This window comes from Rhizobium sp. 'Codium 1', assembly GCF_020889605.1.
Taxonomy (GTDB): Bacteria; Pseudomonadota; Alphaproteobacteria; order Rhizobiales; family Rhizobiaceae; genus Allorhizobium; species Allorhizobium algae.
Genome location: NZ_JAJGPW010000007.1, coordinates 18,589 through 38,306, shown reverse-complemented (window position 1 = coordinate 38,306; position 19,718 = coordinate 18,589). Strand labels below are relative to the sequence as shown.

Annotated in this window: 23 protein-coding genes; 15 read left to right on the top strand and 8 right to left on the bottom strand. The window is 60.8% G+C overall.

Features of this window, described 5'->3' with window-relative positions; translation table 11 throughout:
- Positions 1–104: 104 nt before the first annotated feature.
- Positions 105–1,133, bottom strand: a complete 1,029-nt coding sequence (locus LJE98_RS16380) for an amino acid ABC transporter substrate-binding protein (protein ID WP_229576292.1) — start codon at positions 1,131–1,133, stop codon at positions 105–107.
- Positions 1,134–1,487: 354 nt separating this feature from the next.
- On the opposite strand from LJE98_RS16380, the gene LJE98_RS16375 reads away from it, so the two are divergent.
- Positions 1,488–2,681, top strand: a complete 1,194-nt coding sequence (locus tag LJE98_RS16375; protein WP_229576291.1) for a cystathionine beta-lyase — start codon at positions 1,488–1,490, stop codon at positions 2,679–2,681.
- Positions 2,682–2,696: 15 nt separating this feature from the next.
- On the opposite strand, the gene LJE98_RS16370 is transcribed toward LJE98_RS16375, so the two are convergent.
- On the bottom strand, positions 2,697–3,860 hold the full coding sequence (locus tag LJE98_RS16370) for an FAD-dependent monooxygenase (RefSeq protein WP_229576290.1): 1,164 nt from the start codon (positions 3,858–3,860) through the stop codon (positions 2,697–2,699).
- 29 nt (positions 3,861–3,889) lie between these two features.
- Positions 3,890–4,135, bottom strand: a complete 246-nt coding sequence (locus tag LJE98_RS16365) for a zinc-finger domain-containing protein (RefSeq protein ID WP_136540631.1) — start codon at positions 4,133–4,135, stop codon at positions 3,890–3,892.
- Between the two features lie 175 nt (positions 4,136–4,310).
- On the opposite strand from LJE98_RS16365, the gene LJE98_RS16360 reads away from it, so the two are divergent.
- Positions 4,311–5,096, top strand: coding sequence for an alpha/beta fold hydrolase (locus tag LJE98_RS16360; protein ID WP_229576289.1), 786 nt, complete (start codon positions 4,311–4,313; stop codon positions 5,094–5,096).
- Positions 5,097–5,099: 3 nt separating this feature from the next.
- On the opposite strand, the gene LJE98_RS16355 is transcribed toward LJE98_RS16360, so the two are convergent.
- Entirely contained in the window at positions 5,100–5,903 is an 804-nt protein-coding gene (locus LJE98_RS16355) for an enoyl-CoA hydratase-related protein (protein WP_229576288.1), read from the bottom strand.
- 71 nt (positions 5,904–5,974) lie between these two features.
- Here LJE98_RS16355 and cysE point away from each other — a divergent pair, with 71 nt between their 5' ends.
- From cysE to LJE98_RS16315, 8 genes are all read left to right on the top strand, one after another.
- On the top strand, positions 5,975–6,799 hold the full coding sequence (cysE, locus tag LJE98_RS16350) for a serine O-acetyltransferase (RefSeq protein WP_229576287.1): 825 nt from the start codon (positions 5,975–5,977) through the stop codon (positions 6,797–6,799).
- 138 nt (positions 6,800–6,937) lie between these two features.
- A complete protein-coding gene (locus LJE98_RS16345; RefSeq protein WP_006728476.1) occupies positions 6,938–7,141 on the top strand; it encodes a DUF3126 family protein in 204 nt (67 codons plus the stop codon).
- 205 nt (positions 7,142–7,346) lie between these two features.
- Positions 7,347–7,694, top strand: a complete 348-nt coding sequence (locus tag LJE98_RS16340) for a phasin family protein (protein ID WP_229576286.1) — start codon at positions 7,347–7,349, stop codon at positions 7,692–7,694.
- Positions 7,695–7,935: 241 nt separating this feature from the next.
- On the top strand, positions 7,936–8,283 hold the full coding sequence (clpS, locus tag LJE98_RS16335) for an ATP-dependent Clp protease adapter ClpS (protein WP_102019968.1): 348 nt from the start codon (positions 7,936–7,938) through the stop codon (positions 8,281–8,283).
- 9 nt (positions 8,284–8,292) lie between these two features.
- Positions 8,293–10,770: an ATP-dependent Clp protease ATP-binding subunit ClpA gene (clpA, locus tag LJE98_RS16330; RefSeq protein ID WP_229576285.1), complete on the top strand. Its 2,478-nt coding sequence runs from the start codon at positions 8,293–8,295 to the stop codon at positions 10,768–10,770.
- 73 nt (positions 10,771–10,843) lie between these two features.
- Entirely contained in the window at positions 10,844–11,623 is a 780-nt protein-coding gene (locus LJE98_RS16325; protein WP_229576284.1) for an AzlC family ABC transporter permease, read from the top strand.
- On the top strand, positions 11,623–11,952 hold the full coding sequence (locus LJE98_RS16320) for an AzlD domain-containing protein (RefSeq protein ID WP_370660321.1): 330 nt from the start codon (positions 11,623–11,625) through the stop codon (positions 11,950–11,952). Before LJE98_RS16325 ends, LJE98_RS16320 begins: the two co-directional genes overlap by 1 nt.
- Positions 11,953–12,042: 90 nt before the next feature.
- On the top strand, positions 12,043–12,231 hold the full coding sequence (locus LJE98_RS16315; RefSeq protein WP_229576283.1) for a hypothetical protein: 189 nt from the start codon (positions 12,043–12,045) through the stop codon (positions 12,229–12,231).
- 34 nt (positions 12,232–12,265) lie between these two features.
- Here the strand turns inward: LJE98_RS16315 and LJE98_RS16310 are convergent, their stop codons facing one another.
- The 4 genes from LJE98_RS16310 to LJE98_RS16295 all read right to left on the bottom strand — a co-directional run bounded on the left by LJE98_RS16310 (position 12,266) and on the right by LJE98_RS16295 (position 15,165).
- Entirely contained in the window at positions 12,266–12,685 is a 420-nt protein-coding gene (locus LJE98_RS16310) for an HIT family protein (protein WP_229576282.1), read from the bottom strand.
- Positions 12,686–12,756: 71 nt separating this feature from the next.
- A complete protein-coding gene (locus tag LJE98_RS16305) occupies positions 12,757–13,956 on the bottom strand; it encodes a GNAT family N-acetyltransferase (protein WP_229576281.1) in 1,200 nt (399 codons plus the stop codon).
- 10 nt (positions 13,957–13,966) lie between these two features.
- Positions 13,967–14,698, bottom strand: coding sequence for a glycerophosphodiester phosphodiesterase (locus LJE98_RS16300; RefSeq protein WP_229576280.1), 732 nt, complete (start codon positions 14,696–14,698; stop codon positions 13,967–13,969).
- Positions 14,695–15,165 (bottom strand): RidA family protein, encoded by a 471-nt coding sequence (locus LJE98_RS16295; protein WP_229576279.1) that lies wholly within the window; start codon positions 15,163–15,165, stop codon positions 14,695–14,697. The genes LJE98_RS16300 and LJE98_RS16295 overlap by 4 nt, the downstream gene beginning before the upstream one ends.
- A gap of 131 nt (positions 15,166–15,296) precedes the next feature.
- On the opposite strand from LJE98_RS16295, the gene LJE98_RS16290 reads away from it, so the two are divergent.
- The 5 genes from LJE98_RS16290 to frr all read left to right on the top strand — a co-directional run bounded on the left by LJE98_RS16290 (position 15,297) and on the right by frr (position 19,685).
- Positions 15,297–16,112, top strand: a complete 816-nt coding sequence (locus LJE98_RS16290; protein ID WP_370660342.1) for a cell envelope integrity EipB family protein — start codon at positions 15,297–15,299, stop codon at positions 16,110–16,112.
- 190 nt (positions 16,113–16,302) lie between these two features.
- Positions 16,303–17,070 carry a 30S ribosomal protein S2 gene (gene rpsB / locus LJE98_RS16285; RefSeq protein ID WP_112245465.1) on the top strand — a complete coding sequence of 256 codons (768 nt, stop codon included), beginning with the start codon at positions 16,303–16,305 and terminating at the stop codon, positions 17,068–17,070.
- Positions 17,071–17,321: 251 nt separating this feature from the next.
- Positions 17,322–18,248 (top strand): translation elongation factor Ts, encoded by a 927-nt coding sequence (gene tsf / locus LJE98_RS16280; protein ID WP_229576277.1) that lies wholly within the window; start codon positions 17,322–17,324, stop codon positions 18,246–18,248.
- Between the two features lie 92 nt (positions 18,249–18,340).
- Entirely contained in the window at positions 18,341–19,063 is a 723-nt protein-coding gene (gene pyrH / locus LJE98_RS16275) for a UMP kinase (RefSeq protein ID WP_229576276.1), read from the top strand.
- Between the two features lie 61 nt (positions 19,064–19,124).
- Positions 19,125–19,685 carry a ribosome recycling factor gene (gene frr / locus LJE98_RS16270; protein WP_229576275.1) on the top strand — a complete coding sequence of 187 codons (561 nt, stop codon included), beginning with the start codon at positions 19,125–19,127 and terminating at the stop codon, positions 19,683–19,685.
- Positions 19,686–19,718: the final 33 nt, after the last annotated feature.

Here is a 19,718-nt window from a genome sequence, read left to right as displayed (position 1 = left end):
GCATTCTCTGATGTCGCTGCTGACCACAGCGCGCGTGCCGGTCTGAACACTTGGTCCTGATATGCGCGAGGCGGCTTTCGCCGCCTCGCAAGGTCAGCCGGATCTTAGCGGACCGGCGGTGCGTACTGCAGGCCACCCTTGGTCCACAGAGCGTTCACGCCGCGCTCGATCTTGAGCGGGGTGGTTTCGCCGATGTTGCGCTCGAACACTTCACCGTAGTTACCGACGCCCTTGATGATGTTGTAGGCCCAATCATTGGTCAGGCCGAGGTCGGTACCGATTTTGGTGTCGGCTTCAGAGCCGAGGAAGCGCATGATGTCGGGGTTGGTGGTGGTCGACTTGATTTCATCGACGTTGGCCTGGGTGATGCCGAATTCTTCGGCCTGCACCAGTGCGTAATGCGTCCAGGAAACGATGTCGAACCACTGGTCGTCACCCTGACGAACGGCCGGTCCGAGCGGCTCCTTGGAGATGATTTCCGGCAGGATGACGTGCTCGTCCGGGTTGGTGAGCGTCAGACGCAGCGAGTACAGGCCCGACTGGTCGGTCGTGTAGACGTCGCAACGGCCGGCCTGATAGGCGGCGTTCACTTCTTCCAGCTTTTCGAAAACGACCGGCTTGTATTCGAGGTTGTTGGCCTTGAAATAGTCAGCGAGGTTGAGTTCGGTCGTGGTGCCGGACTGGACGCAGACGGCGGCGCCCGACAGTTCGAGAGCCGACTTGACGTTCAGGCCCTTGGTGACCATGAAGCCCTGGCCGTCATAGTAGTTGACGGCGCGGAAATTGAAGCCGAGCGCGGTGTCGCGGCTGATGGTCCAGGTGGTGTTGCGGGCGAGCATGTCGACTTCGCCGGACTGCAGGGCAGTAAAGCGGCTCTGGGCTGTGGTCGGCGTGTACTTGACCTTCGTGGCATCGCCGAAGACGGCGGCAGCAACGGCCTTGCAGTAGTCGACGTCGAAGCCGGTCCAGTTGCCGGCTGCGTCCGGCGAAGCGAATCCGGCGAGACCCGTGTTCACGCCGCACTGGACGAAACCCTTGGCCTTCACGTCATCGAGCACGGCAGCGGAAGCTGCGGACGCGCCAAAACCCAGGACTGCAGCGCCAATGGCGGCTGACAGGAACTTGTTGTTCATTTTTCCCAACCTTTTTTCTCTTGTTGTATTCCAGCGACGGCCTTCTGCCCAAAAGCAGCGCACGTCGGCTCACGGCCTCCCGGTGCGAGCCTTTATATCTCAGTCGCAAAATCTTGCAGGGTCAAGTCTTTATGCCGCAGATTGGCCACAAAAGCGCATTTTTGCCAAAATCGCCCTCCGATTAGGCAAAAATGTGTGGTTTTTAGCCTAAGGTGATGAAAATGACGCCTTTTTGTCTGTGCTGATATACGTGAACTGCAAGACTTGCGCTTTGGATCGTTGGTTCGTGCAACTTGACCGGATCCGCCTGAGGCGCGAGAACCACGGCATCCCACCGTGAGGAATCTTGATACCATGAGCAAACCGAAAGACTGGCTGGCCACCGCCGGCACCGACACGAAACTGTGCCATATCGGCTATGATCCGGCCGACTACCACGGCTTTGTCAATCCGCCTGTCGTTCATGCTTCAACGGTGCTTTTTCCCAATGCACGGGCCATGGAAACGCGCTCTCAGACCTACACCTACGGGACGCGCGGTACGCCGACCACGGATGCTCTTTGCCATGCGATCGACGAGCTTGAGGGCTCGGCCGGCACGATCCTCGTCCCATCCGGGCTCGCCGCCATCACCGTACCCTTCCTCGCCTTCCTGTCGGCGGGGGATCATGCGCTCATCGTCGATTCCGTCTACTCGCCCTGCCGCCACTTCTGCGACACGATGCTGACGCGGCTCGGCATCGAGGTGGAATATTACGATCCGGAGATCGGCGCCGACATCGAACGTCTGATCCGGCCGAACACGAAGCTCGTGCATACCGAAGCGCCTGGTTCCAACACGATGGAGATGCAGGACATTCGCGCCATCTCGGATGCGGCTCACAAGCATGATTGTGTGGTGACGATCGACAACACCTGGGCGACGCCGCTCTATTTCAAGGCATTGGATTTCGGTGCCGATATCTCGATCCATGCTGCAACCAAGTATCCCTCTGGTCATTCGGACATCCTGATGGGCACGGTCTCGGCCAATGCCAAGCACTGGCCGGTGCTCAAGGAAGCCAACATTACGCTCGGTATCTGCGGCGCCCCCGATGACAGCTACCAGATCCTGCGCGGCCTGCGGACGATGGGTCTCCGGCTAGAGCATCACTACAAGAGCGCGCTCTCGATCGCCCGCTGGCTCGAGGCACGCGATGATGTGGCGCGTGTCCTGCATCCGGCTCTCGAATCTTTCCCTGGTCACGCCCTATGGAAACGCGACTTCAAGGGCGCGAGCGGCGTCTTTTCCTTTGTGCTGCCGGCGCCTTCGCCGGAGAAGATCAAGCCAAAGACCCATGCCTTTCTCGATGCGCTGCAGATCTTCGGCCTCGGCTGGTCCTGGGGCGGTTATGAGAGCCTGGCAGTGCACGTCAACCTGGATGATCGCAGGATCCGCAAGGGCCCGACCGATGGGGCCGTGATCCGTCTGCAGATCGGGCTGGAAAATGTTGAGGATATCCAGGCCGATCTTGAACGCGGCTTTGCTGCAGCCGCAGCCGCCGTCTGACGGGCAGGCCCGTTGTCAGTCGCCGATCTGGTGGCCGTAGAGCCAGTCAAGATCGGCGGCGAGCTTTTCCGCAGGCCGGAGAGAGAGCACGAGATCCCGCCCGATTCTGATTGGCCCTCGGGCGTGATAGGCAAAGCGGTTGAAGTCGCCGCGGGATTTGACCCGGGCAGTGCGCGCCTTGCGCTCGATCGAGAAAGCCGCAAGCGCGGAGGGCAGGGGTGCGCGAGTGACATGCGAGGCGAGCGAGAACGCGTCCTCGATCGCCATTGCAGCCCCCTGGGCGGAGAAAGGCATCATGGCATGCGCCGCATCACCGATCAGGACCGTATCGCGCCCATTGTGCCAATTGCCGTCAGATGCCTGGTAGAGCGGCCAGAAGGTGGGCCTCTCCGCGCCGGCGAGAATTGTTCTGATGTCGCGATGCCAGCCTGAAAACTGTTCAAGCAGCATGGCGCGCCGCGCCGCATCCGCATCGATGGCCCAGCTTTCGTCGCTTCTCGTGCCGGCAGCGATGGCCACGAGATTGAAGCCGTCGATCTCCTTCAGCGGATAGCTGACGAGATGTGCCTTGGCGCCGAGATAGGCCGTTACACCGTCTGGCGACAGGAATGCGGGCGCCGCATCCCGGCTGAGGGTGAAGCGCCAGGCGATATTGCCGGAGAAGCTGACGGTGGGGCTGCTGGGGACTGCATCGCGGGCGACGGACCAGGCGCCGTCAGCGCCGATCACCAGATCCGGCTTTCGACCGGTGATCGAGGTCAGTGCATCCGCCCCGATCCCCTGGACCCGGTGACCGAGATGCAACTGGCAGAGCGGTTGATTGAGAGCAGCGCGCATCAGCCCCTGCTGCAGCGTCGAGCGATGCAATACACCATAAGGATGCCCCCAGCGCTTCCGGGCGAAATCTCCGGCCGGCACTTCGGCGAGATGTCTGAGGTCCCTGCCGGAAACAAGGCTGATGGCACGGGGTTCGTACCAGTGGCGTTCGAGTTCGCTCAGAACGCCAAGGGAATCGAGAACCCGCGTGGCATTCGGCGAAAGCTGCAAACCCGCGCCGACCTCCCCCAGTTGGGGCGCCTGCTCGATGACGTCGGATGAAATGCCCTTTCGTGCAAGGGACAGGGCAGCGGTCAGGCCCGCCACCCCAGCTCCAACGATGGCGGCGTGCTTGATGGACATGGGGATGGTGCCGATCGTGACCCCTGCGGTCACGCAGCCTTGACGTGAAAGACGCAGCCGGGCGGGTTGGTCTGTTCAGCTTTGAGGCTGGGATTGTAGCGATAGAGTGTCGAGCAGTAGGAACAGACCTTTTCATTGTCATGCCCCATATCGATGAAGATGTGCGGATGGTCGTAGGGCACGGATGCGCCGGTGCACATGAATTCCTTCACGCCGACTTCGATCACGCGATGACCGCCGTCGTTCTGGAAATGGGGAATGGTGTGGCCGGCCATGTCTTGCTCCGAAAATGCTTTGCGAATTGGCGCGGACATTAGCGCCCTCCTTCGCAAATGTGTAGAGCCAGCACCTGGCAAAAATCACAGAAAATCCGCATGCGGCAATTGATGTCAGGAAGGTCTTGGCTATGGTTGCCCGCCCAGGCTTACCCCGGTTCACAAGGACTGATCGATGAATCTCGACGCGCCATCGTTTTCCAGCTTTCGCAACGAAGGCCTCGAACTCGCCTATTTCGACGACGGCGATCCCGCAGGCGACCCGGTTTTGCTCATTCACGGTTTTGCCTCGACAGCCAGCGTCAACTGGGTTTTTCCCGGCTGGCTGAGGACGCTGGGAGATGCAGGCTATCGGGTCATCGCCATTGACAATCGCGGCCATGGCGCCAGCGCCAAGCCGCATGATCCTGAAGCCTATCACCCGACGTCCATGGCCGGGGACGCAGCCGCCCTGCTGACCCATCTCGGCATCGCCGACGCCCATGTCATGGGCTATTCGATGGGCGCCCGCATCTCTGCCTTCCTTGCCATCGAGCATCCCGACCGCGTACGCTCGCTCGTTTTCGGTGGGCTCGGCATCGGCATGTGCGACGGTGTGGGGGATTGGGATCCGATCGCCGACGCGCTGCTTGCTTCGTCGATTTCCGACGTGGTCCACGAACGTGGCCGCATGTTCCGCGCCTTCGCGGACCAGACGAAGTCGGACCGGCTGGCGCTTGCGGCCTGCATCCGAACCTCTCGGGACCTGGTGCGCCGCGAGGACATTGCCAAGGTCGATCTGCCTTGTCTGATCGGTGTCGGGACGAGGGACGATATCGCCGGCTCGCCGCATGAGCTGGCCGCGCTGATGCCGCGTGCCATAGCGCTCGACATTCCCAACCGTGACCACATGCTGGCCGTTGGCGATAGGGTCTTCAAGAAGGCGGTGCTGGATTTCCATTCCGAACTTGAGCGCCGCTGACCCTCAGCGCCCCGTGAAAATCGGCCGGCGGCGTTCGGCGAAAGCTGCGCGGCCTTCACGATAGTCGTCACTCTCGAAGGTCGATGCACCGATGATTTCGGCCTCGCGCAGGAGGTCGTCATCGCCTTGTTCGACGGCGCGCAAGGCGAGCTTGGAGGCTCGCAGGGACAGGGGGGCATTGGCTGCGATCGTATCGCCGAGGATCTGCGCCCGTTGATCCAGATCGTCGGGGCCTGTCAGTTCGGACAGAAAACCGCTGGCCAGGAGTTCCTGAGCCTTGAGGGCTCCACCGGTGAAGAGCGAGCGCCGTGCCAGCTGACTGCCTAGGCTCCGGACGAAATCCTGAACGGCATCGGCCGGATAGGCGAGGCCGAGCCGGGCGGCGGGCACCGCAAAGACGGCATCGGAGGAGGCGAGCCGCAGGTCGGCGGCTGCGGCCAGACCGAAGCCGCCGCCATAGCAGACGCCTCGGATCGCCGCGATGACGGGGACAGGTGCTTCGCGGATGGCTGCGAAGGCGCGGCTGTTCGATGCTTCGTAGATCCGGGCGGTCGCCGCATCTTTCCTTAATTCGCTAAATTCCGAAATGTCTGCTCCGGCACAGAAGTCTGCATGACCGCCGCCGGCCAGCACGATGACCCGGGCGCCGGCGTCGACATGCAGCCAATGTATGGCGTCCGGAATTGCGCGCCACATGGCTGCCGTTACCGCATTTTTCCGTTGCGGATTGTCGAGCACCAGAAGCCCCGTTCCAGCTTCACAGAAAGCCTTGATAAAGCCAGTGGCAAAGCTGTGCGATTGTTTCATGCGTGCCCCATTTGAGTTCGACAGGTGTTCGACTATATAATGCCATTCCAAGACGAACGAGGAGACCTGCAATGGTCGCACACAACGACGTCCTCAAGACAGAAACCGTCAAGTCCATGGATCCGATCTGGGACAGCCTGCGGCACGAAGCCCGCGTGGCGGCTGATCGCGATCCGATGCTGGCGGCCTTCTTCCATTCGACGGTGCTGAGCCACCGCTCGCTGGAGGATTGTGTAATCTACAGGATCTGCGAGCGCCTCGACCACTCGGACGTGCCGGCGATTGTCCTGCGTCAGGCCTTCGAAGCCATGATGAGAGATTGGCCGGAATGGGGCGCGATCCTGAGGGTCGACATACAGGCCGTCTACGATCGCGATCCGGCCTGCACGCGGTTCATGGAGCCGGTCCTCTATTTCAAGGGCTTCCATGCCATCCAGACGCATCGTCTGGCGCATTGGCTGTGGAAGAACGGACGCCGGGACTTCGCGCTTTATCTGCAGAGCCGATCGTCGAACATGTTCCAGACGGACATCAATCCGGCCGCACGCATCGGCAAGGGTATCTTCCTCGATCATGCCACGGGGCTGGTCGTCGGTGAAACGGCCCGCATCGGTGACAATGTGTCGATCCTGCATGGCGTGACGCTCGGCGGCACCGGGAAGGAAGGCGCCGACCGCCATCCGAAGATCGGTGACGGCGTTTTGATCGGGGCAGGGGCCAAGGTGCTCGGCAATATCGAAGTCGGCAGTTGCTCGCGCATTGCCGCCGGTTCCGTGGTTCTCAAGCCCGTGCCGAAATGCACCACGGTCGCCGGCGTTCCGGCGCGGGTGGTCGGTGAGGCGGGATGTGCCGAGCCGAGCCGCTCGATGGATCAGATGATCGCCTCGGAGATCTGAGGCGTCCGCGATGCGCCGGGCCGAGGGCGATCCGGCTTGCCGGGGCAAACTTTTCTTTGCGGCTTTACATCGGCGGAAAGGCCGTGCGACAAGCGCGCAATTCGACCACTCCCCGAAAACAGTCCATGGAGAGACAGTGTGAAGCCGGAAGAACTGAAGAAGCTCGACGCCTATTTCAAGCGCACCTTCAACCCGACGATGAGCGTGAAGGCTCGTCCCCGCAAGGACGATTCTGCTGAAGTCTATGTCGGTGACGAGTTTCTCGGCGTGGTCTTCAAGGATGATGAAGACGGCGATCTCTCCTACAATTTCTCGATGGCGATCCTCGACGTCGATCTCTGATTGTCGGGCCATTGGCGGCCACGTCTGGCGGCGAGAAGCCTTCGATACGCGTTGCAAAGGGGGCTGTGCCGATGGGTACGGCCCCTTATATGTTGTCCGGCTTACAATTGACGATTGTTGTGCAATGCACAAAATTGCTTGACCGATTTTCTGCGACTGCTATCTTTGGGCTATCTGATATGCCTGACAAGGGAGGAGTGTTCGCATGTTCAACATCGATGACGCCAGCAAGAAGAGCAAAGAAGCCATGGACACCATGATGAAGAACTATTCGGAGGTGACCAAGGGTTTCCAGGCGATTGCCACGGAAGCAACGGACTACTCCAAGAAGTCATTCCAGGACATGGCTTCCTACATGGAAGCCCTGACCTCGGTGAAGAGCGTCGAGGCGGCATTCGAGCTGCAGACCTCCTTCATGAAGTCTTCCTATGAGAGCTTTGTCGCAGAAGCGACCAAGATGGGCGAGATGTATGCCGATCTCGCCAAGGTCGCTTACAAGCCCTATGAGGGCGTTGTGGGCAAGGCCATGGCGCCGATGTCTGCTGCCGCCTGATCGAAGCTTGCGCGTAACATGCGAGACCGGCCGTGCCCTGCACGGCCGGTCTTGTCATTTGTACCCGCTGCTATAACCTGATTGTTCAATCTTCTCGCCATTGCGGTCTTCGTGACAAATTGTCGTCACTGATGTCCAGGGGGCTTAAAATCACCGCATAATGAACTACCTTACTGTGCTGAGTGTTCGTCCGCACCGATGTGTAACGGCAAACCGGCCGGACAACGGAGAATGAACTGAAATGACTGCAAAGCCGGTCTTCATGCAAAGCCAGGGTGACGGGGAAAACGCCAATCGCGGCACCTCGGTGATCACCCGCACCAAGCCGAAGACGAAGAAGCCCGATCTGTATCGCGTCCTGCTTCTGAACGACGACTACACGCCGATGGAATTCGTGATCCATATCCTGGAGCGCTTCTTCCAGAAGGACAGGGAAGCTGCCACCCGCATCATGCTGCATGTTCACAATCATGGAGTGGGCGAATGTGGTGTCTTCACCTACGAAGTCGCCGAAACCAAAGTCTCACAGGTGATGGATTTCGCCAGGCAACATGAACATCCGCTTCAATGCGTCATGGAAAAGAAGTGAGGATCAGACGTGCCAACATTTTCGCCCAGCCTCGAAAAAGCGCTGCATCAGGCACTGACCTACGCCAATGAGCGTCACCACGAATACGCGACGCTTGAGCACCTGCTGCTCGCGCTGATCGATGACGCCGACGCCGCCGCCGTGATGGGGGCCTGCAACGTCAACCTTGATTCCCTTCGCAAGACCGTGTCCGACTTCGTTGACAACGATCTCGCCAATCTGATCACGGGTTACGACGAGGACTCGAAGCCCACGTCGAGCTTCCAGCGTGTCATCCAGCGGGCCGTCATCCATGTCCAGTCCTCCGGTCGCGAGGAAGTGACCGGCGCCAACGTCCTCGTTGCGATCTTCGCCGAACGCGAGAGCAATGCCGCCTATTTCCTGCAGGAGCAGGAGATGACCCGCTATGACGCGGTCAATTATATCTCGCATGGCATTGGCAAGCGGCCTGGCGCCTCGCAGGTTCGGAGCCCCCGTGGTTCCGACGAGGGAGAACCCGAAGCCAAGCAGGGACGCGAGCCCGAGGAAGGTGCTGCCAAGGGCAAGCAGGAAGCCTTGAAGGCTTACTGCGTCAACCTGAACGAAAAGGCCAAGACCGGCCGCATCGATCCCTTGATCGGTCGCCACAGCGAAGTGAACCGGACGATCCAGGTTCTGTGCCGTCGTTCCAAGAACAATCCGCTTTATGTCGGTGATCCCGGCGTCGGCAAGACGGCAATCGCCGAAGGGCTTGCCAAGCGCATTGTCGAGGGCAAGGTTCCCGAAGCCCTCGCGGACGCGACGATCTTTTCGCTCGACATGGGCACGCTGCTCGCCGGCACGCGCTATCGCGGTGACTTCGAGGAGCGGCTGAAGCAGGTTGTCAAGGAACTCGAGGAGTATCCGGGCGCTGTGCTGTTCATCGACGAGATCCACACGGTGATCGGGGCAGGTGCCACCTCCGGCGGCGCCATGGACGCGTCGAACCTCTTGAAGCCGGCGCTCTCTTCTGGGGCGATCCGCTGCATCGGTTCGACCACCTACAAGGAATACCGGCAGTTCTTTGAAAAAGACCGCGCACTTGTCCGCCGGTTCCAGAAGATCGACGTCAATGAGCCGTCGATCGATGATGCCATCGAGATCATGAAGGGCTTGAAGCCCTATTTCGAGGATTATCACAAGCTGCGTTACACCAACGAGGCGATCAAGTCGGCCGTCGAGCTTTCGGCCCGCTACATCTCCGACCGCAAGCTGCCGGACAAGGCGATCGACGTGATCGACGAAACCGGTGCAGCCCAGATGCTGCTGCCGGCGTCCAAGCGCCGCAAGCTGATCACCGAAAAGGAGATCGAGGTCACCATCGCGACGATGGCCCGGATCCCGCCCAAAACCGTATCCAAGGACGACGAGATGGTTCTCGCCAATCTGGAAAAGGAATTGCGCTCGGTCGTCTACGGCCAGGACAAGGCGATCGAAGCCCTGTCGACGGCGATCAAGCTCGCCCGTGCGGGTCTTCGCGAACCGAACAAGCCGATCGGCTCCTACGTCTTCTCCGGCCCGACAGGCGTCGGCAAGACGGAAGTCGCCAAGCAACTGGCCTCGTCGCTTGGCGTGGAACTCCTGCGCTTCGACATGTCGGAGTATATGGAAAGGCACACCGTCTCGCGGCTTCTCGGGGCGCCTCCCGGCTATGTCGGCTTCGACCAGGGCGGTCTCTTGACCGATGGCGTCGATCAGCACCCGCACTCGGTCGTGCTGCTCGATGAGATCGAGAAGGCGCATCCGGATATCTACAACATCCTGCTGCAGGTCATGGACCATGGCCAGCTGACGGACCACAACGGCAAGAAGATAGACTTCCGCAACGTGATCCTGATCATGACGACGAATGCGGGCGCATCGGAGATGGCGAAGTCGGCAATCGGCTTCGGTTCGTCGAAGCGCTCGGGTGAGGATGAGGAAGCGTTGAACCGCCTCTTCACTCCGGAATTCCGCAACCGCCTCGACGCGACGATCCCGTTCGCGCCGTTGCCGACGGAAGTCATCCACCAGGTGGTGCAGAAGTTCGTCATGCAGCTGGAGGCCCAGCTGTCCGAACGCAACGTCACCTTCGACCTGTCGGAGCCTGCAATCGCCTGGTTGGCGAAGAATGGCTACGACGAGAAGATGGGCGCCCGTCCGTTGGGCCGTGTCATTCAGGAGCATATCAAGAAGCCGCTGGCCAACGAGATCCTGTTCGGCAAGCTGAAAAAGGGTGGTGTCGTGAAGGTCGGCACCAAGACCGACGAGGCGGGCGACGAGGTCCTCGATCTGGAAGCGATCTCAGAAGTGGCACCGGTCAAGCCGAAGCCATCAGCCGAGGTGGCCCAGGCCAAGCCGGCCAAGGCCAAGCGCAAGCCGGTCTCGAAGGCTTCCGTCGTTGAAGATGACGGCGACGTTGCCGTGATCGACGAGGCGCCCAAGCAGCCCAAACGGTCGGCCGTGCCGAAGGTACCGAAGAAGAAGTAAGCGCCGACGTCCATGAAAAAACCGTGCCGGGCGCAAAGCCCGGCACTTTCTTTTTGCCGATCCGGAATTTCAGATGTCTTCGGCTCCCTCCGATATTTCACAAATTCGGTGGTTTTTCACCGGCATGCGCGGACTCTTCAGTCTGCCCGCGATCATCCTGATGATCTCCTTCGTGGGTTTTTCGGCTTTTGCCCTGCAATCTGGCATCACGCGCGCCGAGGCCATGTTCATGACGGCGACCGTCTGGGCATTGCCGGCCAAGATGATCCTGATCGGCACGATGACAAGTGGCGCAAACCTGCTCGCGATCTTTCTCGCGGTCTCGCTGTCATCGATCCGCATGATGCCGATGGTGGCCTCGCTGGTGCCGGAAATGCGGACCGAGCGCACGCCGACATGGCTCCTGCTCCTCTTGTCCCATTTCATCGCGATCACGGCCTGGGTCTTCGCCATGGGGAGTTTCAAGACCGTGCCGCGGGAGGCGCGAGTCTCCTATTTCGCCGGGTTCGGGATTACGCTGGTAACGGTCAACACCATCCTCGTCGGCGTATGCTACGGGCTGGTGGCGAGCTTCCCCCCAGTCGTGGCGGGTCTCCTCTTCTTCCTCACGCCGGTCTATTTCATCGCTTCGATATGGGCGACCGGACGTCAGTCCGTCGTCAAGGTCGCCTTCGTCGTCGGCATCGTCTCAGGGCCGCTTCTGGCAGCCGTTGTGCCAGGCTTTGACATCCTGATCGCCGGTCTCGGCGGCGGGACTTTGGCTTATCTCTTCGATCGCTACGCGATCCGGGGCGGCAAGGCCTCGGCGATCGCAGAGCCGATAAAGGACGAGCCGGTGGAGGAGCTGGTCTGATGGTGGATTACTGGCCCTATGTCGTCATCATCGTCGCCGGCTGGCTCGCGACCGATATGTGGCGCTGGCTGGGCGTCATTGCCGGAAATCGTCTGCGGGAGGGCTCCGAGGTGCTGAACTGGGTGAGGGCGGTTGCGACCGCACTCGTCATGGCAGTGACCGCGAAACTGGTCGTCTTTCCCTCAGGCATGTTGGAAAACTCGCCACTCTGGCTCAGGCTGGCGGCCGCAGGTCTCGGCTTCGCAGCCTTCCTGCTCTCGGGCCAACGCGTCGTCGTTGGGGTCGTCGTCCCCCTGGCAATCCTGGGGGCTGGCCTGCTCTGGCTCTGAGGTCGCATGCGATCACAGAGGCGTGTGATCGCTGGATTTGCCACATTTCGCCTCCCAGATCGTGAATATCGGTCAAGAAAGGAAAGCGAAATGTCCAAGGTAGTACGCTTCCGAACACTGAAGCACGGCGATCCGCCCCGGTTCAAGGTTCTCCCGGAGGATCTGCGCAAACGGTCTCCCCGGATCCGCTCAACACATTCGCCCCGTGCGTTCCCGATCATGCTTCTCGCGCTCGTCGGGGCTGCGGCCGCACTGGTGTTTGGTGGGATTGTCGGCTGACCTCGGACGTTCGGCCCTCATTGACGGCACCTGTTCAGAGCGCAGCCTTGATCTTCTCTGCCTGCGCTTTCAGTACCTCGACATCGGCCATGCCACCGGCATGCGGTTTGAGCGGCAAGCCGTCATGCCTTGGGATCACGTGGAAATGCAGGTGGAAAACGGTCTGCCCGGCAGCGGGCTCGTTGAACTGCGCGACAAAGATGCCGTCGGCCTCGAAGGCCTCTTTCGCCGCATTGGCGAGCTTCTGTACGACCGGCATGAGCTTCGACAGCACGGCCGGATCGGCATCGAGCAGGTTGCGCGATCCAGCCTTCGGGATCACGAGAAGATGACCGGGCGCCTGCGGCATGACGTCCATGAAGGCGAGCGCGTCTTCGTCTTCATAGAGTTTGACCGACGGAATGTCGCCGGCAAGGATCTTGGCGAAGATGTTGTTCGGATCATAGGCGGTCATGGTCGTCTCCTCGATTGTCCGGGCCACTTAACGGCAAGGCACGCTCCGCTTCAAGGGAGGGACTGTGCCTCTCAACCATCGAATTCCTCGCCTTCGCGCAGTTGGCGCTCACCTTTTCGGAAGGGGGTGTGTTCACCGAGAAATTCGCCGATCTGCGCGACCTCGCGACGTTCCTGTTCGAGATAGTCCGCCACGGCACGACGCAATCCCGGATGCGTGATGAAATGGGCGGAATGGGTGATGACAGGCTCGTAGCCGCGCGCCAGCTTGTGCTCGCCTTGAGCGCCGGCTTCGACGCGGGCAAGGCCCTTCTCCAGCGCAAAGTCGATAGCCTGATGATAACAGACTTCGAAATGCAGGAAGGGGTGGTCCTCGATGCAGCCCCAGTGGCGACCGTAGAGGGCATCTGCGCCGATGAAATTGATCGCGCCGGCCACATAGCGCCCGTTGCGCTTCGCCATCACCAGCAGGATGTCGTCGGCCATGCGCTCGCCGACCAGTGAATAGAACATGCGGGTGAGATAGGGGCGACCCCACTTGCGGCTGCCGGTATCGATATAGAAGTGGAAGAACTGGTCCCAGATCTCTTCCGTCAGATCACGGCCTGTCAGCCAGTCGATGCTCAATCCGTTTTCGAGTGCTGACCGGCGTTCCTTGCGCAGAGTCTTGCGCTTGGACGAAGACAGCTCCGCGAGAAAAGCCTCGTGGTTCGTATAGCCCCGATTGATGAAGTGGAACTGTTGGTCAGTCCGGTGCAGGAAGTTGGCTTCCGTAACGGAGGTCAGCTCCCCTTGCGTAAGGAAGGTAATATGCGCCGAGGAGAATTCGAGTTCTTGCGCAATCTGCCGGAGCCCCTGGGCAAGGAGAGACTGGACCCGCATCACATCCTCGCCCTGGCGCACCAGGAGCCGCGGCCCGGTCGCAGGTGTAAAGGGGATGGAGGCTTGCAGTTTCGGATAGTAGCGTCCGCCGGCACGCTGAAAGGCGTCTGCCCAACCGTGGTCGAAGACATATTCGCCCTGGCTGTGGCTCTTGAGGTAACAGGGGATTGCACCGATCAGGCGCCCCTGTTCCTCCAGCAGAAGGTGATGGCCCATCCAGCCGGTCTCGGCCGTGGCCGAGCCCGAGTCTTCGATGGCCGAGAGGAAGGCATGCGAGGTGAAGGGATTGTAGCTGGCCCCGGAACGGCACGCTCCGGAGAGCTGGCCCCATTCGCTGGATGAAATCTCCTGAAAGGAGCCGACTACGCGGATCGTCACCTCGTCTGCCATGGATCTCCCGTCAGGCGATCGCCGGCGACTGGCGCGGGTCGAAGCCTTCGAATGTCATCTGATCAGCATATTTATAGGTCTGCGCCCGCATGATTTCATCCCTGACGGTCCAGGTAATCACAGGTGTGCCCTTTTCACGCAGGCCCGTGACGAACTCATTGGGCAGATGCGCGACGCAATAGGAGGTGAAATCGAGGCCGAGTTCCATGGCCTCCGCATGCGCGGCAAAGTTCTCCGGCTTCATGCCTTCCGCCGTCAGGCCGACCGGCCAGGGGCACTCTGCGAGTTTGAGGGCGCGCAGCAGGTGATAGTCGAAGCTCATCAATGCGACCTTGCCCTCATAGCCTTCGAGCACCTCAAGCACGTCCTCGATAAAGCCGTCATCATGCTCGGCATCGATCCCCTTGAGTTCGATCACCAGCGGAACCTGACCCTTCACCAGGTCGAGCATCTGGCGAAGGGTCGGGATCTTGTCCTTCGTCCCGCCAATGGACAGCATGCGCAATTCGCCGGCGGTGCGCTCACGCACTTCACCGGTCATGTTGCAGAGACGTTGCAGATCATGATCGTGGAAAACCATCGGCACGCTGTCGGAGGAAAGCTGGATGTCACATTCGATGGCAAAGCCGGCCTCGATCGCCCGGCTGAAAGCCGAAAGCGTGTTTTCCCAGATGGTCTTGTTCATGTCGTGGTAGCCGCGATGGGCAACCGGCAGATCCTTGATCCAGTCGGCGCGGCTCACTGGGCAATCTCCAGGATGGCATCGATCTCGACGGCCGCATTCAGCGGCAGCTGCGCCACGCCGACGGCAGCGCGGGCATGTTTGCCGGCGTCGCCGAGCACATTGGCAATCAGATTCGAGGCGCCGTTGATGACGAGGTGCTGCTCGACGAAACCGGGCGCGGAGGCGACGAAGCCGTTGAGCTTGACGACCCGGGTGATACGCGACAGGTCGCCGGAAAGGGCCGCCTTGGCCTGAGCCAGGATGTTGATTGCGCAGAGCTCGGCCGCTCTCTGGGCATCTGCGAGAGCGACATCGCCGCCGACCAGACCGATCACGGCCATTTTTCCGCCTTCAATTGGAAGTTGGCCGGAGAGAAACAGCAGGTTTCCGCTGATCACATAGGGCACGTAATTGGCGGCGGGGGCAGCCGCTTCCGGCAGGCTGATGCCCAGTGCTGCAAGGCGGCCGTCGATTGTGTCGGACATGGTCGATTCCCGGTCTGTTGATAAAAGGTGAGAAACTCGTGGCGACGAAAAGCATGTCTCGCTTTTGCCGGATGTGTTCTTATAACATCGAGGACGAGTCCAACAGGAGGGTGTCGATGTTTCCTTTGCGAATGGCGGTCCGTGCGTCGATGGCGCTTGCTGCCGTGGGCGCCACGGGGGCGGCGGCATCTGCGGCGACTGTCGGCCTCGTGCCGCACCGCGCCGTCTACGAAATTGTGCTGAAAGAGGCATCCGACCGCTCGGGCATCGAGTCCGTGCGCGGGCGCATGGTCTATGAATTCAGCGGCTCGGCCTGCAAGGGATTCAACACCCAGTTTCGCTTTGTCACGCGCATCGACGTCGGCGACGGCGTGCGCGTCACCGATCAGCGCTCGACCACCTTCGAAGACGTGTCGGCTGGCAAGTTCCGATTCGAGAACAAGTCCTTCACCGACGACCAGTTGGACAAGGACGTGAGCGGCGCTGCCGCCGAAGCCGATGGCAAGGTCAGGATCGAACTCACCGGACCCGACAAGCGTGATATCGAGCTTGCTGACAGCCGTTTCCCCGCCGAGCACATGCTCGAAGTGATCTCCCGCGCCCGCAAGGGCGAGCAGGTCTTCGAATCACGGATCTTCGATGGCTCCGAAGATGGTGACCAGACCTTCCTGACCACCACGATCGTTGGTGGACCGAAGAAGTCGAGTGCTGCGGATCCGGAAGCCAAGGCCCTGGCGTCCCTTGGAACGCAGCAGTACTGGCCTGTCTCGATCGCCTATTTCGACGAGAAGACCAGAGGCGACCAGGTGCCGATCTACAGTCAGTCCTTCAAGCTTTACGAGAATGGCGTGACACGTGATCTCACGCTCGACTACGGTGATTTTGTCCTGGCCGGCAAGCTGACCAAGCTTGAAGTCCTTGGCAAGCCGAACGGCGATTGCCAGTAATCGGCCGAGGCCGCGGTATATTCGCCGCTTCCACACTTGATTTTTGGCCGTCGCACCTGTATGGCCCGCATCATTCCACACGCGAGGCTTGGGATCGACAGGGAGAAATCCTGCCGCTTCCGCCCGGTGGCAAGCCGAAAGGTCTGCTGTTTGCCTCGCGGGGGTTCAACCGGAAAAAGGAGAAAAAGGCATGGCATTGCCTGATTTTAGCATGCGTCAGCTTCTGGAAGCTGGCGTTCACTTCGGTCACCAGACGCACCGCTGGAACCCGAAGATGAAGCCGTACATCTTCGGCGATCGTAGCAACATCCACATCATCGACCTGGCTCAGACCGTTCCGATGCTGTCGCGCGCCCTGCAGGTCGTGTCCGACACCGTCGCTCGTGGCGGCCGCGTTCTCTTCGTCGGCACCAAGCGTCAGGCTTCGGAAATCATCGCTGACAGCGCCAAGCGTTCGGCCCAGTACTATGTCAACTCCCGCTGGCTCGGCGGCATGATGACCAACTGGAAGACCATTTCGAACTCGATCGCCCGTCTGCGCAAGCTCGACGAAATCCTGTCTTCGGAAGCATCTGGTTACTCCAAGAAGGAGCGCCTGAACCTTGAGCGCGAACGCGAGAAGCTTGAAAAGGCTCTTGGCGGTATCCGCGACATGGGCGGCACCCCCGACCTGATGTTCATCATCGACACCAACAAGGAAAAGATCGCGATCGACGAAGCCAAGCGCCTCGGCATCCCGGTTGTTGCTGTCATCGACTCGAACTGCGATCCGGACCTCATCGACTACCCGATCCCGGGCAACGACGACGCTTCGCGCGCCATCGCTCTCTACTGCGACCTGATCTCGCGCGCTGCCATCGACGGTATCGCTCGCCAGCAGGGTTCGTCTGGTCGTGACATCGGCGCCTCTGCCGAAGCTCCGATCGAGCCGGCTCTCGAGACCGAAGCAGAAGCTTGATGCTTCGAACGCGGCGGAGTTGATCCGCCGCGCCCCGTCAAGGGATACGGCCGCCCGAAAGCTCGTCTGAGCCTCGGGCGGCCTCGCAATTCCGGCGACCTGTCACCGATACGGTCCTGAATGCGTTCAAGGTTTTCGTGGTGACCTGCTTCATCACGTTGTCACACTTCCGGGTACATTTCGTCCCCCAAACAGCATGCTCCGGGATCACGATCGGCTGGCGCATCGCTTGAACAGACAAGAGGCACACAATGGCTGAAATCACTGCAGCACTGGTTAAGGAACTGCGCGAAAAGTCCGGCGCAGGCATGATGGATTGCAAGAAGGCTCTCATCGAGAACGACGGTGACGTCGAAGCCGCCATCGACTGGCTGCGCGCCAAGGGTATCGCCAAGGCCGACAAGAAGTCGGGCCGCACGGCCGCCGAAGGCCTGGTCGGCATCAATGGCGCCGGCACCTCGGCCGTTGTCGTCGAAGTCAACTCCGAAACCGACTTCGTTGCCCGTAACGACGCCTTCCAGGACCTCGTCCGCGGCGTGGCTTCCGTTGCCATCGGCACCGACGGTACCGTCGATGCGATCAGCGCTGCCACCTATCCGGCCAGCGGCAAGTCGGTCGCCGACACCATCAAGGACGCAATCGCCCATATCGGCGAGAACATGACGCTGCGCCGCGCCGTCAAGCTCTCGGTCGAGGATGGTGTCGTCGCGACCTACGTCCACAATGCCGCCTCCGAAGGCCTCGGCAAGCTCGGCGTGCTCGTTGCGCTGAAGTCGACCGGCAACAAGGACGTTCTGGCTGCCATCGGCCGTCAGGTCGCCATGCACATCGCTGCGACCAACCCGCTTGCCATCCGTTCGGAAGAAGTCGATGCCGCCGTCGCCGAGCGCGAGCGCAATGTCTTCATCGAACAGTCGCGCGCCTCGGGCAAGCCGGACGCGATCATCGAGAAGATGGTCGAAGGCCGCATGCGCAAGTTCTTCGAGGAAGTCGCGCTTCTGTCGCAGGCTTTCGTCATCAACCCGGATCTGACGGTTGGCGACGCCATCAAGGCTGCCGAGAAGGATGCCGGCGCTCCGATCGAAGTCACCGGCATGGCTCGTCTGCTGCTCGGCGAAGGCATCGAGAAGGAAGAGAGCGACTTCGCCGCCGAAGTGGCTGCTGTCGCCAAGGGCTGATCGCCCTATCCTTTCAAGGGAAAACATCGGGCATCGCGTGACAACGCGGTGCCCTTCGTGTATCCGGCACTGAATTGAATTCGGGAGCACTCATGTCCGTCAAGCCATTGTTCAAACGCGTCCTCCTCAAGGCTTCCGGCGAGGCCCTCATGGGAAGCCAGGGCTTCGGGATTGATGTCGCGGTGGCAGATCGGATTGCCGGCGACATCGCAGAAGCCCGGCGCATGGGCGTGGAAGTCGGCGTCGTCGTCGGCGGGGGCAACATTTTCCGCGGTGTGGCTGTCGCCTCCAAGGGCGGCGATCGGGTGACCGGCGACCATATGGGCATGCTGGCAACCGTCATCAACGCGCTGGCGCTTGCCACTTCGCTGCGCAAACGCGATATCGATACGGTCGTTCTTTCGGCGATCGCCATGCCGGAGATTTGCGAGAGCTTCTCGCAGCGCGCCGCCTTGCACCATCTGGCGCAGGGCAGGGTGGTAATTTTTGCAGGCGGTACGGGCAATCCATTCTTCACCACCGATTCCGCTGCGGCATTGCGCGCAGCCGAGATCGGTGCCGAGGCGATCTTCAAGGGAACGCAGGTGGACGGGATCTATTCCGCCGACCCGAAGAAGGAACCAGACGCCACCCGCTTCGACCGGCTCACGCATGATGAAGTCCTGCAGAAGGGGCTCGCCGTCATGGATGTTGCAGCTGTCGCCCTGGCGCGCGAAAACCACATACCGATCATCGTCTTCTCGATCCATGAGAAGGGTGGCTTCGGCGAAATCCTGTCCGGCGCCGGTCTCATGACCATCGTCACCGACAACTGATCAAAATGAATGGCGGACATCCAGTGATGCCGCCGGCTGAAAGAGCAATGGGAGAACCATGATGACCGCAGGGGTTGATCTCAACGACATCAAGCGCCGCATGGACGGTGCCATCAACGCATTCAAGAACGATATCGCGTCGCTGCGCACGGGCCGCGCCTCGGCCAATATCCTCGATCCGGTTATGGTCGAAGCCTATGGTTCGCGCGTGCCGCTGAATCAGGTGGCCAACGTGACCGTGCCCGAGCCCCGCATGCTGGGTGTCTCGATCTGGGACAAGTCCATGGTCAACGCTGTCGACCGTGCGATCCGCGAAGCCAATCTCGGCCTCAACCCGATCATGGATGGGCAGAACCTGCGCATTCCTCTGCCGGAATTGAACGAAGAGCGCCGCAAGTCGCTCGTCAAGGTCGCGCATGATTACGCCGAGAAAGCCAAGGTTGCCATCCGCCACGTCCGCCGCGACGGCATGGACGGCCTGAAGAAGGCCGAGAAGGATGGCGCGATCAGCCAGGACGACAGCCGTTCCCTGTCCGAGAAGGTGCAGAAGATGACCGACGAGACGATTGTCGACGTCGACCGCTTGCTCGCGGACAAGGAAAAGGAAATCATGCAGGTTTAAGGCAGAGTCGTCTTTCGCCGTACTCTCCGAGCC

Coding starts and splice junctions, on each gene's coding strand:
- LJE98_RS16380 (WP_229576292.1), bottom strand. CDS start 1,133: ATGAACAACAAGTTCCTGTCAGCCGCCATTGGCGCTGCAGTCCTGGGT.
- LJE98_RS16375 (WP_229576291.1), top strand. CDS start 1,488: ATGAGCAAACCGAAAGACTGGCTGGCCACCGCCGGCACCGACACGAAA.
- LJE98_RS16370 (WP_229576290.1), bottom strand. CDS start 3,860: ATGTCCATCAAGCACGCCGCCATCGTTGGAGCTGGGGTGGCGGGCCTG.
- LJE98_RS16365 (WP_136540631.1), bottom strand. CDS start 4,135: ATGGCCGGCCACACCATTCCCCATTTCCAGAACGACGGCGGTCATCGC.
- LJE98_RS16360 (WP_229576289.1), top strand. CDS start 4,311: ATGAATCTCGACGCGCCATCGTTTTCCAGCTTTCGCAACGAAGGCCTC.
- LJE98_RS16355 (WP_229576288.1), bottom strand. CDS start 5,903: ATGAAACAATCGCACAGCTTTGCCACTGGCTTTATCAAGGCTTTCTGT.
- cysE (WP_229576287.1), top strand. CDS start 5,975: ATGGTCGCACACAACGACGTCCTCAAGACAGAAACCGTCAAGTCCATG.
- LJE98_RS16340 (WP_229576286.1), top strand. CDS start 7,347: ATGTTCAACATCGATGACGCCAGCAAGAAGAGCAAAGAAGCCATGGAC.
- clpS (WP_102019968.1), top strand. CDS start 7,936: ATGACTGCAAAGCCGGTCTTCATGCAAAGCCAGGGTGACGGGGAAAAC.
- LJE98_RS16325 (WP_229576284.1), top strand. CDS start 10,844: ATGTCTTCGGCTCCCTCCGATATTTCACAAATTCGGTGGTTTTTCACC.
- LJE98_RS16320 (WP_370660321.1), top strand. CDS start 11,623: ATGGTGGATTACTGGCCCTATGTCGTCATCATCGTCGCCGGCTGGCTC.
- LJE98_RS16315 (WP_229576283.1), top strand. CDS start 12,043: ATGTCCAAGGTAGTACGCTTCCGAACACTGAAGCACGGCGATCCGCCC.
- LJE98_RS16310 (WP_229576282.1), bottom strand. CDS start 12,685: ATGACCGCCTATGATCCGAACAACATCTTCGCCAAGATCCTTGCCGGC.
- LJE98_RS16305 (WP_229576281.1), bottom strand. CDS start 13,956: ATGGCAGACGAGGTGACGATCCGCGTAGTCGGCTCCTTTCAGGAGATT.
- LJE98_RS16295 (WP_229576279.1), bottom strand. CDS start 15,165: ATGTCCGACACAATCGACGGCCGCCTTGCAGCACTGGGCATCAGCCTG.
- LJE98_RS16290 (WP_370660342.1), top strand. CDS start 15,297: ATGGCGGTCCGTGCGTCGATGGCGCTTGCTGCCGTGGGCGCCACGGGG.
- rpsB (WP_112245465.1), top strand. CDS start 16,303: ATGGCATTGCCTGATTTTAGCATGCGTCAGCTTCTGGAAGCTGGCGTT.
- tsf (WP_229576277.1), top strand. CDS start 17,322: ATGGCTGAAATCACTGCAGCACTGGTTAAGGAACTGCGCGAAAAGTCC.
- pyrH (WP_229576276.1), top strand. CDS start 18,341: ATGTCCGTCAAGCCATTGTTCAAACGCGTCCTCCTCAAGGCTTCCGGC.
- frr (WP_229576275.1), top strand. CDS start 19,125: ATGACCGCAGGGGTTGATCTCAACGACATCAAGCGCCGCATGGACGGT.